General features: G+C 60.8%; 14 protein-coding genes and 3 pseudogenes. 7 read left to right on the top strand and 10 right to left on the bottom strand.

Annotated features, from left to right (window positions below):
- Positions 1 to 21 precede the first annotated feature (21 nt).
- Entirely contained in the window at positions 22 to 291 is a 270-nt protein-coding gene (locus OKW40_RS03540) for a hypothetical protein (protein ID WP_429488207.1), read from the bottom strand.
- A 479-nt stretch (positions 292 to 770) separates the two neighbouring features.
- Between OKW40_RS03540 and OKW40_RS03535 the strand changes: the two are divergent.
- A pseudogene (locus tag OKW40_RS03535) lies at positions 771 to 914 on the top strand (ISL3 family transposase); the annotation flags it as partial.
- 206 nt (positions 915 to 1,120) lie between these two features.
- Here OKW40_RS03535 and OKW40_RS03530 read toward each other — a convergent pair.
- Positions 1,121 to 1,600 carry an amidohydrolase family protein gene (locus tag OKW40_RS03530; RefSeq protein ID WP_429488205.1) on the bottom strand — a complete coding sequence of 160 codons (480 nt, stop codon included), beginning with the start codon at positions 1,598 to 1,600 and terminating at the stop codon, positions 1,121 to 1,123.
- A gap of 241 nt (positions 1,601 to 1,841) precedes the next feature.
- On the opposite strand from OKW40_RS03530, the gene OKW40_RS03525 reads away from it, so the two are divergent.
- Together OKW40_RS03525 and OKW40_RS03520 are read left to right on the top strand one after the other, a co-directional pair.
- Complete coding sequence (locus OKW40_RS03525; protein WP_429488203.1) at positions 1,842 to 2,687, top strand: transketolase; 846 nt, start codon at positions 1,842 to 1,844, stop codon at positions 2,685 to 2,687.
- Positions 2,684 to 3,686: pseudogene (locus OKW40_RS03520) on the top strand (transketolase family protein). Before OKW40_RS03525 ends, OKW40_RS03520 begins: the two are co-directional and overlap by 4 nt.
- A 375-nt stretch (positions 3,687 to 4,061) precedes the next feature.
- On the opposite strand, the gene OKW40_RS03515 reads toward OKW40_RS03520, so the two are convergent.
- Together OKW40_RS03515 and OKW40_RS03510 are read right to left on the bottom strand one after the other, a co-directional pair.
- Complete coding sequence (locus tag OKW40_RS03515; protein ID WP_429488201.1) at positions 4,062 to 5,555, bottom strand: tyrosine-type recombinase/integrase; 1,494 nt, start codon at positions 5,553 to 5,555, stop codon at positions 4,062 to 4,064.
- Positions 5,552 to 6,517, bottom strand: a complete 966-nt coding sequence (locus OKW40_RS03510; protein ID WP_429488199.1) for a DNA-binding protein — start codon at positions 6,515 to 6,517, stop codon at positions 5,552 to 5,554. Before OKW40_RS03510 ends, OKW40_RS03515 begins: the two co-directional genes overlap by 4 nt.
- A 383-nt stretch (positions 6,518 to 6,900) precedes the next feature.
- Between OKW40_RS03510 and OKW40_RS03505 the strand changes: the two are divergent.
- Positions 6,901 to 7,315: pseudogene (locus OKW40_RS03505) on the top strand (tyrosine-type recombinase/integrase); the annotation flags it as partial.
- Between the two features lie 535 nt (positions 7,316 to 7,850).
- Here the strand turns inward: OKW40_RS03505 and OKW40_RS03500 are convergent.
- The 6 genes from OKW40_RS03500 to OKW40_RS03475 form a co-directional block, all read right to left on the bottom strand.
- Positions 7,851 to 8,555 (bottom strand): SDR family NAD(P)-dependent oxidoreductase, encoded by a 705-nt coding sequence (locus OKW40_RS03500; protein ID WP_429488197.1) that lies wholly within the window; start codon positions 8,553 to 8,555, stop codon positions 7,851 to 7,853.
- Positions 8,556 to 8,696: 141 nt separating this feature from the next.
- A complete protein-coding gene (locus OKW40_RS03495; protein WP_429488195.1) occupies positions 8,697 to 9,149 on the bottom strand; it encodes a LysR family transcriptional regulator in 453 nt (150 codons plus the stop codon).
- Positions 9,150 to 9,203: 54 nt separating this feature from the next.
- Complete coding sequence (locus tag OKW40_RS03490; protein ID WP_429488193.1) at positions 9,204 to 10,082, bottom strand: SDR family oxidoreductase; 879 nt, start codon at positions 10,080 to 10,082, stop codon at positions 9,204 to 9,206.
- Between the two features lie 101 nt (positions 10,083 to 10,183).
- Positions 10,184 to 11,269 (bottom strand): alkene reductase, encoded by a 1,086-nt coding sequence (locus OKW40_RS03485; protein ID WP_429488191.1) that lies wholly within the window; start codon positions 11,267 to 11,269, stop codon positions 10,184 to 10,186.
- A gap of 66 nt (positions 11,270 to 11,335) precedes the next feature.
- A complete protein-coding gene (locus OKW40_RS03480; protein ID WP_429488189.1) occupies positions 11,336 to 11,917 on the bottom strand; it encodes a TetR/AcrR family transcriptional regulator in 582 nt (193 codons plus the stop codon).
- A gap of 98 nt (positions 11,918 to 12,015) precedes the next feature.
- Positions 12,016 to 13,269 carry a citrate/2-methylcitrate synthase gene (locus OKW40_RS03475; RefSeq protein ID WP_429488187.1) on the bottom strand — a complete coding sequence of 418 codons (1,254 nt, stop codon included), beginning with the start codon at positions 13,267 to 13,269 and terminating at the stop codon, positions 12,016 to 12,018.
- A gap of 217 nt (positions 13,270 to 13,486) precedes the next feature.
- Here OKW40_RS03475 and OKW40_RS03470 point away from each other — a divergent pair, with 217 nt between their 5' ends.
- The 3 genes from OKW40_RS03470 to OKW40_RS03460 are packed head-to-tail and all read left to right on the top strand — an operon-like array spanning position 13,487 to position 17,007.
- Positions 13,487 to 14,605, top strand: coding sequence for a cupin domain-containing protein (locus OKW40_RS03470; protein ID WP_120294783.1), 1,119 nt, complete (start codon positions 13,487 to 13,489; stop codon positions 14,603 to 14,605).
- A gap of 41 nt (positions 14,606 to 14,646) precedes the next feature.
- Positions 14,647 to 15,510 (top strand): 4-hydroxy-tetrahydrodipicolinate synthase, encoded by an 864-nt coding sequence (gene dapA, locus OKW40_RS03465; protein WP_429488185.1) that lies wholly within the window; start codon positions 14,647 to 14,649, stop codon positions 15,508 to 15,510.
- Between the two features lie 18 nt (positions 15,511 to 15,528).
- Positions 15,529 to 17,007 (top strand): NAD-dependent succinate-semialdehyde dehydrogenase, encoded by a 1,479-nt coding sequence (locus OKW40_RS03460; RefSeq protein WP_429488183.1) that lies wholly within the window; start codon positions 15,529 to 15,531, stop codon positions 17,005 to 17,007.
- Positions 17,008 to 17,048 lie beyond the last annotated feature (41 nt).

Raw genomic sequence — 17,048 nt, 5'->3', positions numbered from 1 at the left:
AGGTCGTGAGTTAAAAATTCGCTAAACAATCAGCGAGCCGCAATCCCGCTGCAAATGATGAACGCTCATCGCAGGACGTTCGACCGCAGGTGGAAACACGCACCACACACCGTCATCGTGGAGGAAGAAATAAATTGCCAATGTGCCTGCTGGCCGCAATGCCTCCACACATACATAGCGCCGCTGATTTGAGCTCATGCGGCCGAACCGGGTCACCCGGGCCGACATGGCCGGAGTCGGCCCAAGCCATTTTTCGACCAGCAGACGTAAAGAGCTGTTTATCGTACTCATCGACCTCTCCTTCAACTTCGCATCTCGTTGATGCAGCTAGCTCCCCGTTTTGTTATGGGCTACGAATGGCTGGCCAAAGTTTTGTATGCGAATTTCTAACTCATGACACTGCGAGGACGTTTGTCATGAACCCTACCTCTATCTTAGATATCTAAACATCATCATGCAATAGGGTTTGCCCGCAGGAGGCACTGGGACTTCTCGCAGCGCTGGAACGTCCGCTCTCGGATGCCCCGGCAGGTGGAACAGCGCCACGAAAGTTCAAACTTACAATAAGTAAACCAAGACCCAGATAGTTCAGCTTTAATCGAAGCGCCGGTTCAAATTTGCCTCTTTCGAATCTCGAGTGGGTGGACTGGCGGGTCAAGTGCGGGCGCAAGGCCGCCGATGCGAACACTTGACGCGCGTGGGGTAAATAAGCTGAGGCAGGGCTGGGTGCGGCAGAATGCGGCAACCAGCCCTGCGAGACAAAGCAAGTTATGACGAACCAGACCCAACTGTTTGAAGCCGCCCTGGGAATCAAGGCGCCCTGGTATGTGCAAGGCGTCGATTTCGGCGCGGAACTGACGATTGCCGTGGACTTTGTCGCGGGCAGCCGGTTTGCCTACCCCGGGGTGCCGGGCGAAGCGGACAGGATCGAGCTGCTCCAGGAGGCCCGAGAAGCATCGGGTGTGGCCGTTGTGGGGTGTCGCGGTCAGGAACAGCCGGTGCTCGAACCAGAGGGTGAGCAGATGCAGCATGTTGGCAAGGTCACTGTCCTCCCCAAAGTTCGAAACAAAAGCGTATCGGGCCACACCCTGTGGAGAGCCACATCGCAGTATCGCTGATGTCAGAGCCTGTACACCCGCTCCGCATTGTCGTGAAATAGCGCGCGCCGCTCGTCGGACGAAAATTCTTGCGTAATTTCCTTGAATGCGTTGAAAACCGCGTCATAGCTGCTAAACAGTTTGTCGACCGGGAAATTGCTCGCGAACATACAGCGGTTTACGCCGAACGCTTCAATCGCGTGCAGCACGAACGGCCGGATGCTATCCACCGTCCATTTCCAGTCACCCATGCCCAGCCCGGATATCTTGCAGAAAATGTTCGGAGCCGATGCGAGCGATTTCATGCCCTGCTTCCAGCCTTCGATCTCTTCCGGGGTCCGGTCGACTGGCATGCCGGTGTGGTTGAGCACCATCAGCGTATCGGGAAACTCCCGTGCGAGAGACAAGGCGTCTTCCATCTGGGTGTAGTAGAGCTGCAGATCGAACGACAGGTCGTAGCGCTTGAGCAACGCATAGCCTCGACGCCATTGCGGATCGCTCATCAGATTTGGGTTATCGATAAACGTCTTCACCGGATCGCGGTGGAAATTCAGACACTGACGGCAGCTGTTGACACCGATGAGGCTCGCGCCGGCTGAACGACCTGACAGGTAAATCAACAGCGGGGCTGATCTTCATCTCGACCGCTATCACGCTCGGTGCCTGCCTTGTCTTCCTGGTGCCCGCGAAATCAGTGAACCGCTGAACCTCCTTCACCCATTCCGACTGATCACAGGAGACAACATGAACAGTCCATCCAAAGCGTCGACGGCATCGCTTGCCGAGCACGCTTACCGTATCCGCAGAAACGCCCTGTTGATGGGCGAAGTCCAGGGACAAGGCTACATCGGGCAGGCGCTCGACATCGCCGATGTGCTGGCCGTTGCTTATTTTGGCGCGATGCGCTATCGCCCGGAAGACCCTGAGTGGGAAGAGCGCGACCGCTTCCTGCTGTCCAACGGACATTACGCGATCGCGCTGTATGCGGCGCTGCTCGAAGCAGGCATTCTGCCGGCCGAAGAGCTCGAAACCTACGGTAGCGACGATAGCCGCTTGCCAATGTCCGGCATGGCTAGCTATACGCCTGGCATGGAAATGTCCGGTGGTTCGCTCGGCCACGGACTGACCATCGCGGTCGGCCGTTGTCTTGGACTCAAACGTAAGCATTCCGCTTCGTTCGTGTACACGCTCTTCTCCGACGGCGAACTCGATGAAGGCGCGATCTGGGAAAGCATCATGTCGGCCAGTCACTGGAAGCTTGACAACCTGATCGCGGTGGTCGACGTGAACAACCAGCAGGCCGACGGCCCGTCGACGCAGGTCATGGCGTTCGAGCCGCTCGTCGAAAAGCTGAATGCGTTCGGCTGGTTTACACAACGCGTCGACGGCAACGATATCGCCGCCGTGGCCGCTGCGTTCGACGCGGCCCGCGCGCATCCCATTGCGCAACCGCGCATGATCATCGCCGATACACGCATGGGTTGCGGCGTGCCGTTTCTCGAAGAACGCGAGAAGAACCACTTTATCCGCGTCGATGCCCACGAATGGCAATTGGCGCTGCAGGCACTCGAAGCAGGGAGACAAGCATGAGCAACGCAACGACAAGCAAGCCGCGCCTGAAGACCTCGGCGATGATCGCCTCAATCGCCGGCGAAGGACAGATCACGCGTTCGGCGCCGTTCGGCCACGCACTGGTGGAATTGGCACGGCAGAACACGAACGTCGTCGGCATGACGGCCGACCTCGGCAAGTACACCGACCTGCACATTTTCGCCAGGGAGTTTCCCGAGCGCTACTACCAGATGGGCATGGCGGAGCAATTGCTGGATGGGCGCGGCGGCCGGCCTTGCGCACGAAGGCGCGCAACCGTTCGTCACGACCTATGCGGTATTCGCTACGCGCCGCGCCTATGACTTCATGCATCAGGCGATCGCCGAGGATAACCTCGACGTCAAGATCGTCTGCGCATTGCCGGGTCTGACTACTGGCTATGGTCCGAGCCACCAGGCGGCTGAAGACCTCGCGTTGATGCGCGCGATGCCGAACATGACCGTGATCGACCCGTGCGATGCGCTCGATATCGAGCAGATGGTGCCGGCGATTTCCGCACATAAGGGACCGGTGTATGCGCGCCTGCTACGCGGCAACGTACCTGCTGTGCTCGACGAATACGACTACACCTTCGAACTCGGCAAAGCGAAGATGTGGCGCGACGGCGCCGACGTGCTGATCATCTCGTCCGGCATCATGACGATGCGCGCACTTGAAGCGGCGAAGGCGTTTGAAAACGATCGGATCGACGTGGGCGTGCTGCACGTACCGACCATCAAGCCGCTCGACACCGAGACGATTCTGCGCGAAGCGAAGCGCTCGGGCCGACTCGTGGTGGTAGCGGAGAACCACACGGTAATTGGCGGTCTCGGCGAAGCGGTGGCGGCGGAACTGATGCGCGCGGGCGTGTCCTGTCCGTTCCGGCAGGTGGGACTGCCGGATGCGTTCCTTGCTGCCGGTGCGTTACCTACGCTCCATGACCGCTACGGAATTTCCACGTCGACGATGGTTGAGGCGATCAAGCGGTGGTTGGTCTGAGGCGTCGCGCTTTCCCGGGGGCGACGTGAAAGCCATAGTTGAGGACCGTAAACTCGTTTGCCATGGCCTACAGAAGCCAGCCCGCCGGTTGACATGCCGGTTGACGTTAATCGTTGGATGGTCTGGCGATTCAAATGCGTGTCTTGCGTAGAGCTACCTGTGTCGTTGCCAGGCGTTTCCAATGACTATGCTTCATCCTCAAGCGGCCATTGCATGACGTCTGCGCAATGACTGCTTGTCGCCGGACTCAGTCGTCTGCCCCCGAACTGGATAGCGTATGTGCTCGATCAGGCAACGCCAGCACGCTCAGCATTCGGAACCGCAAACCGATAGGCAAGCAGCACAAGCCGCGCGGCGCGCTCAACACGGCCTCGATCAACGGTCGCTGAACGTCTGGTCCACAAAGGCACGCAACTGCGACAAGTCGGTTTTTGCGTAGCCGGCGGTCGTTTGCACCGACGCGTGCCCGAGCAGAGCCTGTGCAACCGGCAATGGCACCTGATGGTCCACCACGAGTTGCCTGGCATAGCCGTGGCGCAGCCAGTGCGGTGATGCCGATCGCAGGCGCGCAGCGCCCGCATGATCGGCTTTCTCGATGCGGTCGGCCGTCGCAATGAAGATTGCCTTCACCTCATCGTAGAGGCCGGAGTTGTGCAGCGAGCCGCCCTTAAGTCCGTGAATCAGCGCCGCATGCTCATAGAGACTGGGCTGCGGCGGCAGGCCGCGCAGTTGCCGGTACGTTCTCAGGATCGGCACGCAGAGTCCCGGTAACGGAACCGCTCGCGTCTTGCGACCCTTGCCGAGCACGTGCAGCGTCCAGCACTCGATGTCGTTGATGCGGTCGACGTCGAGTTTCGGCAACTGCGCGTCGTCAGACCACACGAGTTCAACCAGGCGCACGCCGGCGTACCGGTACAGCGCCCAGATTGCGCGGCGCCGCGCGACGACCAGCGCATCATCGTCGTTGAAAGCTTCAGCGACCCAGGCGTCGCATGCGGCAAGCAACGCGCTCGGCAGCATCCGTTGCGGTGCGAAGCTCGTGCGCGAGCGTCCGCCACGGACGAGCCCTGCAGCCGGATTGGCGGTCAGATAGCCGGTCTCGGCCCAGTAGCGGAACAGGCTCGCGACGACCGCGAGTGCCCGTGCCTGGGTCGCTTCCGCCACCGTCCGGCTGTTCTCGTCGACGGCGTCATGAGAGGGCTTGCGCAATGCCTGCCGGTACGCGAGCAGGTCGTGGCGCGTGAGATCCGACAGCGGACCGAGTTGCTGCGCTTCGCACCACGTGACCAGCCGCCGCAGTTCGGTCCGGTATGCACGCAGTGTATGCGGCGAGCGGCTCGCACGATCGCGCAGGAAGAGCGCGACAGCCTGCGCGTCGTCGCCCACGCCGAGCGTGTTGGTTGCGCTCACCACATTCGCGAAGCGTCCAGCCCGAGCAAGCCACGCGATCAATGGTTGCGGCACCGTGACCAGCGCTGTCGTATCCCGTATCGGCTCACCGGTCGCCGCCGGCAACCCAGCTTCGGGCGAGACCTTGAAGCGCCGCCGATGCGTATGCAGAACCCGTTGCAGCACCGCCTCCGGTGTCGGCGCATCGTCCATGGCCGCAGTGCGCACACGGCCGCGATCCCAGTACTCGATCACGACCGCGTGATCAAGCAACTGCCGCATGACCGCAGGATGGGCCACCTTCGTGTCGGCGAGCGACGCGCACCGGCCCTTGATCGCCGCCAGGGTCCAGCGCGTGTAGACAACGTGGCCGAGCGTGTCGGCCAGATACGCGAGCGCCGCGTTAGTGTCCGCCGACAGCCGCCGCGGTGGCGTCATGCCGCCATCGATCCAGTCGGCGGGGTTCGTTGTTTCGCTCATGACTTCCTGGGCTTCGTCGTGCCGCTCTTCGGGGTGCCGGTGGTGCGCCTCGCGGTCGCGAGACCGCTGGATGCCACCGGTGCGCGACGGGCCTCCTGTGCCGACACGATGCGCAGCAGTTCGTCGAGCTGCGCATACTGGCTCGCGTTTATCGCCTTGAGCGCCAGCGCTTCGCCGACCGCCTGCTGGCGGGCTTCGCGCTCGCTCGCGAGTTCGCCTTCGAGCCGTTCGCGTTCGCCGTCAAGCGTGGCAACACGGCGCTCGGCGAACTTGAGTTGCGACGTGGAGTGCGCATGCTCTTTTTTCAGGGCCTCGCGCTGGTGGGCGGTTTCCTGCAGCAACTGTTTCGACAGCGCCTCGTAACGATGTTGCACGTCCGCCAGTGCGCCCGCGTGCGTGCGCTCAACCGCAGTCCGCTCCGCTGTCGCGGCGTGGAGTTGCGCCTGGCGTTCCTGGGCTGCCGCATCGAGCGCCGCGCACCGGTCGCGCAGCATCGCGTTCTGGGCCCGCAAATCGGACAGTTCGATGTCGCGTGAGGAGACCGCCGCTCGCAGCTCGCTCAATTCCTGGCGCAGCAGTTCGACGCGCAGTTCGGCATCGGTGCGCGCCGCATCGGCCGCCGCGATCGCCTGTTGTGCATCGGCCTTCAGGCGCACCACGTCGTCAAGTTGCACGGCCACGGCCGCCTGCCACAGCGCGCGCATCTGCTCGGCGATTTCGACGGGAATGCCAGGCATCGCGATATCGGCGAGGCCCGCACGTACAACGTCCGCCTCGATCGCGTTCAGCACACGTGAAAGCGTAGCCGGATCGCCCGCACCGAGCCGCGCGCGGAGTTTCCGTACCGACACGATCTTGCGGAAGCGTTCGCCGGTGGGCGGCTCTGCATCGCCTGCCTCAGCGAGCATCGACAGCACGGCGGAACGGATCTGTTCGGGGGTAACGGCGGCCGGGCGGGGCATGCAGGACTCCTGGCGGGGAAGAGGACCATTTCCGCCATATTATTCCACACGGATATAACGTTATAAAACAGTTTTTTACTCGTCTATGCATGGCTATCAGAGATAACTAAAATTATCGCTGCCAAACACGCCCCATGTCGCCCGTCAAAGCACCTGACGGCCGGATAAGCCTTGCCAGACCGTTTCTCAGGTAACACAAAAAGACCAGACAGCAAGTATCTGATTTTATTGAATATAGTATTGGGGGCTGAGCGCTAGCCCTTGTCGCACCTGGATCGCGTTGTCGTCGTAATCTGTATTGAAATCACGGGGATACCAAGTCGGATGACGACCAGTTCCTGATGGTGAGCCTCGCGGGCATCATTGGCAATAACTCAATCGGTTACCTGCACATCGTGCGCGAATTTGCCCGGTTTCTCGGGCGCTCCCCTGACACGGCCGGCCTCGAGGACCTGCGGCGCCACCAGTTGCATCTAGTCGATCACGGCACATCGCCCGTGCCACCGAACCACGCCATCACCGGCCTGAAGTTTCTTCTTCGGGGTTACGCTTGACCGGCCCGACCTGATGGTCAGGATGCACCCTGTGTCCGTGCCCCGCACACTGTACGTCGCACCCAGTCCCGATGAAGTGCGTCGCCTCATCGAGGCGGCCGGCAAGCTCAAGCACCAGACCGCCCTGTCAGTCGCCTACGGCGCAGGATTGCGCGCAAGCGAAGTGGTGGCCCGGAAGGTCGGCGACGTCGACAGCCAACGTATGACGCTGCGCATTGAGCAGGGCAAGGGCCGTCGGGACCGCGCCACCTTGGGGGTGTATGCACAAGAAAGTTTGGATGCTGAGGGCGGCCGTTTGGCAACTCGGGATGAACCGTGACAGTCCAGTTCAGAAGCGAAAATAACCGATCCCTACCAACCTGGCTAGCATGGTGCCCGAGCACTTTGCGCTGCTACAGCTCGGGCCGCCGGGTAGGTCCCGCCCTTTGAAGTCGCACTCACCTGGGATCAGCGTTTCTATGGCGACCAAGCAACGAATGGTACCGCGAAATATTCGCCTCCTGTGCGGCGGGTCCGTGTTCTGATCTGGCAGTGCGGCGCCGCTCGCCCGCTCCGCACGTCCGCCGCCCTCGACCCAACGCGGCAGTACTCACAAACCTCGTTCGCGCCCAAAGTGAAAAGGGCCCCGCGCGATACGCCTCCAGTCGTTCGGCTCATGCCGGGCGCGCTAGATTCCTGCGGTGCATTGTGTTCCAGTGGCGCCTGAGGAAGTCAATGAGTTCGCAGAGGCTCTCAGACATGATATGCAATCCTTGTCAGCCAACTTGCCTGACTGTGTCTCAGACTGCCTTCCGGCGCAGCTGACCTGCACGCACCACCTGTCCCGCGAACGGAGCGGCTTCTGGTGAGGCCAGCATAACGGCAAGCCTTCCCACTTCGTCAGCTGTAATCCACTGCGCCTTCGGATGCTCCCTCGACCGCGTCGCGACAATACTGTCGACAAGCAGAGTCAGTGACCGCGCACCCGAGGTCGCGAGCTCCTGATCCAGAACGCGCATAAGCATGGCCTGTGCAGCTGCGGTAATGGACACCGGCCCGTAGTCAGGCACCGGTTGTTCTGCGGCGCCCCCATTGATCAATAGATAGACGCCACGAGTTGTGGCCACAAGAGGCGCCAACGCCTGCGCTGTACGCATGTGACTCGTCAGACCGTCCTCCAAGACCCGGTTCCAGACTTCAGCGGAGGCGTCGAGCAAACGGCCGGTGTGCGACCAGCCTCCAAGCGCTGCAACGACCACTTCGATTCCGCCGTGCCGCGCGGCAGCATTGGTGGCAAATTCCGTCGCAGCGGCAGGATCGGACAAGTCCGTCTCGACGAGATCAAGCCCATCCCCAACTGCCGCGCGCAGCGCTTCCAGACGCTTCGCGCTTCGCGACGGGACAACGACAGCGTAACCCGCCTTTCTGAACGCTCTCACAATGCCTTCACCGACGGCACCTGCCCCGCCGGCGACGATTACCGCTCTCTCTTTCTCGGCACTCATGACGTACTCCCATTTTGAGCAGATTTATCTTCGAGCCGATTCCCAGGCTATTACAAATAGCGTGCCGCGCTAATGTTTCCGAAGACAAACAATCCGCTTGTTTCCAGACCAGCATCTATCGCTACCACGCAGAGAAGTTGATCAACGGCGGCTCGGCGCGCGAGCGAGAGATTCGTCGGAGCATCGGATGCTCAGCATATCGAGCACACCCTGCGCTCTTCGTACTGCCGAACGAACTTGCATACAACATTCGAACACCTGGAGCCCAGCGGTTGTCGCCTTTATCCGCCGGGTCGTCCTTTCGAGCAACGCCACGCCGGACTGCGCTTCCATGCTCGCTACAGCCCGGCTCAACGTCGACTTGCTTACTCCAATCTCTTCTGCAGCGCGGGTAAAGCTTCCGTTGCGCACTACGCTGGCGAAGTAGAGAAAGTGACTCGGTTCGGCATCAGCGCTGTCAATAATTGAGGACATTTTCTTCACTTCGATTCTGTTCTGCGGGTCGGTCAGCCATAACGATCCGACACGGCGTTCTGGCGAGAAGAGTGAAACGGGTACGTCCGATCGTGCATCCATGCCCGACGGAGTATCCACTCAAAGGCAACCATCGCATTGACCTCCGTTCGGCACACATCAATCGAACGGCTATCAGGCCACCCGTACTCCGCCAAACGCGTCGGCAAAGTCTCGTGCGAATTCTGCGACGTTGCGCGCGGGTGCGCCTGTTACCCTCGAAATATCATCTGTCACGACGTCACCCCAGTTCCCGCTGTAGGCCACAAAATAATCGTGCAGAACGTTAAGCGTGAAGTCCTCAAAGCCCATTTCCGCCATGTTCCGGAGCGCCGCGTCAAGTGGCACGTCCTGATAGCGAACCGGCTTTGCTAGCACACTGGCAAGCGCGCACGCCGTCTCATCCATCGAAATCGACGCGGGCCCAGTCAACGTATAGCTGACGTTTTCATGGCCATCGGACATAAGCACCCGTGCAGCAAAGCTGGCAATGTCACGCGTATCGATCATCCCCATACGCCCGTTTCCCATTGGAAGCGGCAATATGCCGTGCTCCGCCACGCTCCTCGCCGCCATCAACAGATTTTGCATGAAGAAGTGCGGCTTCAGAATCGTGTAACTCAAACCGGAGGCGATGAGCTCGGCGTCGGACAGTGCGTGCAGACGTCCATTGATCGTAGGCGCGTCGTGTGCGGCGCCGAAAGCTGACAAACGGACAATGCGCCGTACACCAGCCTGGCGCGCTGCCCACAGCGCGTTCGACCCTTGCTCAGGCGCTCGCGGACCCGGCGGCGTCAGCATGAACGCGGTGTCCACACCAGCGAACACCGCGTCCAGCGTTTGCGGCTTTTCAAGGTCGCCCACGACGATGTCGATGCCGGATCGCGCGAGCGAATCGCCCTTTTCCGGGTTACGTACCAGCGCGCGAACTGTTGGATTCGCGGCTACAAGTCCTTTGATAACTTCGGCTGAAATGGCGCTCGTTGCGCCGGTGACGAGAATCGTGCGTGACATCTTCTCTATCCTCATTTGCATGGTCTGGCGACTAGCGTGGTCGGCCACCCGACCCGACTTTCCAGCCGTGGATGGCGTTTTCGCTTTCGACGCGCTGTCTATCAGGCAGCGTTTATCGCGGGGTAGTCGGTGAAGCCCCGTTCCTCCCCTTGATAAAAAGTCGTTCGGTCGGCCTCGTTGAGGGGCGATCCGGCGCGGAAGCGATTCACCAGATCCGGATTAGCGAGGAAGAGAGTGCCGAACGAAACGAGGTCCGTATCCCCCGCATCGATCGCCGACTCAGCCCGTGTGGCATCGTATCCACCGTTCGCAATATATGCGCCGTTAAAGCGCTGCCGCAGCGCCTTAAAGTCGAACGCCCCTTCGCCGAGTTGCATCACGTGCAGATACGCGAGCCCATATTGACCAAGCAGCTCTGCGGCGTACCCGAACGTCGCTGCAGGATCGCTGTCGCTCATCGAGAAGCCGTTGAAGATCGGCGACAGACGAACGCCCACGCGATCGGCGCCAAACACCGGCACGACGGCTTCCACGACATCCTTCAGGAAGCGCGCGCGATTCTGAATCGAGCCACCATAGGCGTCCGTACGCACGTTTGTACCGTCGCGCAGGAACTGGTCGATCAGGTAACCGTTCGCTGCGTGAATCTCGACGCCGTCGAAGCCAGCAAGTTTCGCGTTTTCCGCCGCTTTGCGGAAGTCGGCCACGACACCGGAGATTTCCTCCAGCTCAAGTGAGCGCGGCGTCACGAGGGACTTGAGTCCCTCCGCCGTGAAGATTTCGCCGTCGGCCCGAAGCGCGGACGGCGCGACCGGCAACGCTTCGTTCCGCTGCACTGACGGGTGAGACAGCCGGCCGACGTGCCAGATCTGCAGGAAGATGCGACCGCCTTCTGCGTGCACTGCATCAGTCACCTGCCTCCAGCCCGCGATCTGCGCGGCGGAGTGTATGCCCGGTGTGCGCGGATAGCCCTTACCCTGCGGCGAAATCTGGGAAGCCTCCGTGATGATCAGGCCGGCACTTGCGCGCTGCTGGTAGTACTGCGCGATCAGCGGCGTCGGCGCGTCGCCATCGCCGGCGCGACTGCGCGTCAGCGGCGCCATCACCATCCGGTTGCGCAGCTTGTATGCGCCGAGTTGCACGGGCGAAAGCAGTTGATCAAGCGATTTTGCAGTCATGTTCATCATCCTTTTCAATAACGGACCATGCGGTCCAAAATAGTCAAAATAAATCCCACCTCGGGTGGGAACCGTTTATTGCAACGCCTGCAGCATCACTCCAAGCGCATCGTCAAGCCGGCCGACGTCCGCCTTCGAGCGGGCCATAATCTGCAAGCCCTGGTGGGTGACGGTGAGAAAGCGCGCCAGTTTTCGCGCAGATTTATCGCGGGGGATCGAACCGTCTGTCTTGCCGCGCTCAATAGCATGCGCGAGCGCATCTTCTATTCCGAGGAAATCCCGGGCAATAAGTTGCTGTACTTCCTCGTCATGCGGCCCAAATTCAACGGCCTCGTTACAACTCATGCAGCCAAATGGCCGATCGGCAAGGCGCGCGTGTTCAACCACCATCTCGAAGAAGGCCTGAATCGATGCGAATGCAGTCGGTTTGCTCTTCAGATAACCGTCGAGCATCCGCATTCTCTCCAACCGGTAAACCTCGAACGCTGCCAGGAACAACTCACGCTTGCTTCCGAACGTGTCATAAAGACTGCTCTTGCTCAGACCGGTGGCCTTCAGCAGGTCGGTGAGTGACGTCGCCTCGAAACCCTGGCTCCAGAACACCTGCATTGCCTGCAGCAACGCTTCCCTTTCATCAAATTCACGCGGCCTTGCCATTTTTTTCCCCCTGACTTATTCGATATGGTAGCCGTTTCGGACCCATCGGTCCACAATGGTTTTTGCAACAGTGCGTATCACCGGGGCAACCGATAAGTTCAGCGCAAGGCAGCGCTACCTATGTATTTCGCGCGCGGCCTGAGCAGGAAGCCCATCGTGCGCTGCTCCAGCACGTGCGCCACCCAGCCGCTCGTGCGGCTTAGCACCCAGATCGCCGTTGCAGACCCGTCGGGCATCCCCAACGCCCGGGCAAGCGTGACCAGCGCTATTGCGACGCCCGGATGCGCCTGCTGCTGTGCGCGAAGTTCGGCGAGAAATGCGAGAGTATTACGGGTGCCGCTGTCCAGTCTCGGGAGTGCCTGGACCAGGTCCAGTATGACGTCCGCCCGGGGGTCACCTCCAGGATACATCGGATGATTGAAACCGAACAGGCTTGCGCCGTACTCCTTGACGAGGCTCTTGCGCTGCGCCAGGTCCTTGGCCGACATCGTCTGAAGCAATGCGGACTCCACCTTGTGGGTGGCCGTGCCTGTTGAGAATCCGAGATGCGAGCCTATTGCTGCTGCAACGCAGTTGAAGAGGTCAGCGTTGGTCGATGCAGCAATGCGCGCGGCGAATGTCGCCGGCGCCAGTTCGTTATCGGCGAGCACGACCATCGCTCCATTTAATGCGCGCAGAGCCTCCGGCGAGGCATCAACGCCGCTGACGCGCAGAATAAACGCCGGAAGCGACTCGAATGCCTGGCGCGCTGCGAAGCGACGCGACGTCTGCAGGAAACCCAGGCAGCCAGCCATCGTTTGCATCAGCAGCCGCGCGGCCGGCACGGATGCGCCGTCCGCGATTTCCGCCGGTCCTCTGCCGCGCATACCCAACGCGAATGTCACCATGCCGAGCAGATTGCCAATATCGGTGGCCACTTGCGACGCCTGGTAATGATCAATCAGCTGCTTCACATCTTCCGGCGTGTCGATGGCCGGCCAGGCCGCGAAATTGTCTTGCCACATTCCTGTCATCAGCAATTGCGCGACCGATTCGAACGACACTCCCACGCGTGCCATTTCGACGGCCGGGCGGGTTCGGTAGGACGGGCCCGCCTCGGCAATCTGCGTGATTGCCGAGGCCACTACCGGCGCACCCCAGTGCATCGTGGATTCCGCCGCGGCGATCTGCGGCGGTCGCCCACGTTTGCGGCTGCGAACACGATCGACGTCGGTCCGGAAATACAGGCTCTTGCGACCGTCCGGGTGCGGAGCCGTCTTGATCAAGCCCCGGCTCACGTACGCGTAGAGCGTGCCCGCCTTGACGTTGAGCAATTCGAGCACTTCGCTTCGAGTCAATAAATCCTTGGCCATGGGACGACGCATTCCTTTGACAAAGTAGATTTAATCAATTGTACATCGAGCGCCGGAACCCCCATTAGACAAGGCTCAGCGGCAAGCCAACGCATTTATATTGATTTGAATTATCAATCTTGATCGAATCCTTAATGAAGTCTATCGTTTTCGGATGGCAACGGTTGCGCAGCGACGTGACCGAAGCACAAATCCATTACCGAAAACGGAGGCAGTCATGCATGAGCTGAAGCACGCGTTCGAACGGCGCGAGGCGTCGTTTGTCGATCAGACAACAACACGTCCGCGGGACAATCACTACTGGGATCCTGTGGTCATCACGCGCGAGGAAATCGACGGCGAAGTGGCTCGCCTCGCGGGCCTGCCGGCCCCGGCCGACGGACGCCGGCAATCGCTGATCGTGCATCCCTCAGCGCGTAAGGACGCACCGGGGCTCGCGCCCGGCATCCAGGTCATGCTGCAGGTGCTGTTGCCGGGCGAAGCCACGCAACCCATGCGCCATAACGCGACTGAGGTCAACTTCTGCATTCGCGGTGCGGGTCGCACGATCGTTGCCGGCCGCTCTATTGCATTCCGTCAATACGACGTATGGAACCATCCGTCATTCGTCGCCTATCAGCACATCAATGACTCGGACGACATCCAGGTCCGGCTGGTGTACTCGAACATCCCGCTGCTTCAGCACATGGAAATCTATGTGCCGGATTTCGATGTTGCGCTTGACGTCGAGAGCGGTCCTGCGATTACCCACTCTGATGACGATCCTCGGCGCAAGAATCCCTATGGCACGTTCCCGATCGGCACCGAGGGCGGCCTGCTCATGCCGTATGAGACGTTGATCAACCCGACCGTTGTCGAGTCGAAGCCGCTCCATTTCCCGTGGGAAAACGTAAAGGCAGAACTCGACAAACTCGCCGCACTTGGCAGCGAGTACGTGGGCCGACGTCTCTACATGATGTACAACCCGACGACGGGGCGCACGAACGGCATCACGCCGAACTTCTTTGCAACCATGACAATCCGTCCGCCAAAGATCGTCGATCGTCCGCACCGCCACGTATCGGCCGCAATCAACTACTACTTTTCCGGCTCGGGCCACAGCATGGTCGCTGGCAACCGTTACGACTGGAAAGCGGGCGACCTGATGCTGTCGGCACCCGGCTGGGCTGTGCACAACCATGCATCGCACGACGAGCCCGTGTATGAACTGACGATTCAGGATCAGCCACTCAACATCTACATGGAATCGCTCCTCTGGCAGGAGAGCTTGAAGGAAGCGCCGGCGCTGCTGGGCACCCAGACGGGCTTCCAGACCAATCGCAAGAGCGCAACCTGAGGACTCGATCGATGAACAAACTTTCTTCATTGCGGGGTTCAATGACCCCGATCGTCACGCCGTTCCGGAACGGCGAGGTCGACTACGACACCTACGCGCGGCTCGTGGACTGGCAGATCGCCAACGGCGGTCACGGCGTGCTCGTCAACGGCACGACGGCAGAACCCAGCACGCTGACGACTGCTGAACGCAATCGCCTTGTCGACGTGGCGATCGAGGCTGCGGCCGGTCGCGTGCCGGTGATCGCGGCGACCGGTTCCCAATCGCTAGCGGAAACGCTTGAGCTGACTTCCCATGCGGACAAAGCAGGCGTCGACGGGCTGCTGGTTGTCACGCCGTACTACATCAAGCCGCCACAACGCGGCCTCGTCGAGTATTACGCAGAAGTTGGCCAACGCACAGAACGGCCGCTAATGATCTATCACATCCCGGGGCGCGCGGCCGTGAACGTGGATCTCGCGACCGTCAAGGCAATCCGGGAGCGCGTGCCGAACCTCATCGGCATGAAACACGCCGTCAACGATATGGGTTTCGTCACGCACATGCTTGACACGTTCGGGCCCGACTGGCGTGTGTTTGTAGGCCTCGAGGAACTGAGCTTCCCGATGCTCGCGGTCGGTGCATGCGGATTGATGAATGCGGTCGGCAATCTCGCACCCCGCAAGGTCGCCGACCTCTTCGAGGCCGTCGACCAAGGCGACCTTGCGGCAGGGCGAAAGCTGCACTTCGATCTGTTTGAACTGAATCTGTCAGTGTTCTTCGACACCAATCCGATTCCGATCAAGTACATGATGAAGCGGCTGGGCCTGCTGCCGGTCAACGAGCATCGGCTACCCATGGTCCCTGCGACTCCCGAACTCGAAAAACGCCTCGAGCACGTGCTCGAACGCGCAGGTCTCATCTGAGGACGAGGAGCCATAAACATGCCAACACATAAGCTGGCGACGCCCGTCCTCGCTCGTCCCGATCTGCTGCGTCAGGCCGCATACCTGGGCGGCACGTGGATCGAAGCCGGCGACGGGGCAGCGCTTGACGTGCGCAATCCGGCTTCGGGAGCAATCGTCGGACGCGTCCCTGACCTTAAGGTCGAAGTGGTCCGTAGCGCGATTGAGCAGGCAGCGACAGCGCTGGAATCCTGGAAGCGGACCACTGCGAAGCATCGATCGCAATTGCTGCGTGCGTGGCACGACAAGGTGATTGCGCATATCGAGGACATTGCACTGATTCTGACGTCCGAACAGGGCAAGACGCTCGCTGAAGCGCGCGGAGAGATTCGCTACGCCGCATCCTTCATCGAATGGTTCGCTGAGGAGGCGAAACGGATCAACGGCGATGTGATCCCCGCCCCTGCCGACGGCCATCGCATTATCGTCGTCAAGCAGCCGGTTGGCGTCTGTGCGGCCATTACGCCATGGAATTTTCCGGCGGCGATGATTACCCGCAAGATCGGACCGGCGCTTGCAGCGGGCTGCACGGTGGTTCTGAAGCCAGCGAGCGCCACCCCGTTCACCGCGCTGGCGCTCGCCGTGCTCGCCGAGGAAGCTGGCATTCCCGCGGGCGTCATCAACGTTGTCACGGGCAGCGCCCGCCGCATCGGCGATGAACTCTGCCGCAACCCGGTCGTGCGCAAGCTCACGTTCACCGGCTCGACCGAAGTCGGTCGTGAACTGATGGCCAAGTCGTCTGAAACCGTCAAGAAGGTTTCAATGGAACTGGGTGGCAACGCGCCGTTCATCGTATTTGACGACGCTGACATCCCGAAGGCTGTCGCGGGCGCGATCTTCTCGAAGTTTCGCAATGCCGGACAGACCTGCGTCTGTACCAACCGGATTCTGGTTCAGGAGGGCGTGTACGACACGTTCTGCACGGAATTCGAGCGTGCAGTGACGCAGCTACGTGTGGGCCCGGGAACGGCAGAAGGCGTCGATCAAGGGCCGCTCATCAATAGCGATGCCATTGCCCATCTCCGCGCGTTGCTCGAAGACGCAATTGCGCTGGATGCGACAGTGACCGTCGGTGGCAACCCTCATCCGCTCGGCGGCAATTTCTTTGAACCGACGGTTGTGCGCGACGTGACTCCCGATATGCGGCTCTTTCGCGAGGAAGCGTTTGGCCCCGTGGCGCCGATCGTGCGATTCGACACGGAAGAAGAAGGCATTGCGCTTGCCAACGATACGGAATACGGCCTCGCGGCTTACTTCTTCGCGTCCCGCATGGACAGGATTGTTCGCGTGTTCGAGGCGCTCGAAGCCGGCATGGTCGGCATCAACACCGGCGCGATCTCATCGGAAGTCGTTCCGTTCGGCGGAGTCAAGGCGTCCGGCGTCGGACGCGAAGGCTCTGTGTACGGAGTCGACGACTACCTCGAAATCAAGGCCGGCGTGCTCGCCGGTGCGTTCTGACGCGCACCCGTCAAAAGGAGACAACGATGAGTAACCGTATC

Origin of the sequence: Paraburkholderia sp. RAU6.4a (assembly GCF_050435625.1) — a bacterium.
Classification (GTDB): Bacteria; Pseudomonadota; Gammaproteobacteria; order Burkholderiales; family Burkholderiaceae; genus Paraburkholderia; species Paraburkholderia tuberum.
Note: the sequence above shows the minus strand (reverse complement) of the source record. Positions and strands in the feature narration are given on the sequence as shown.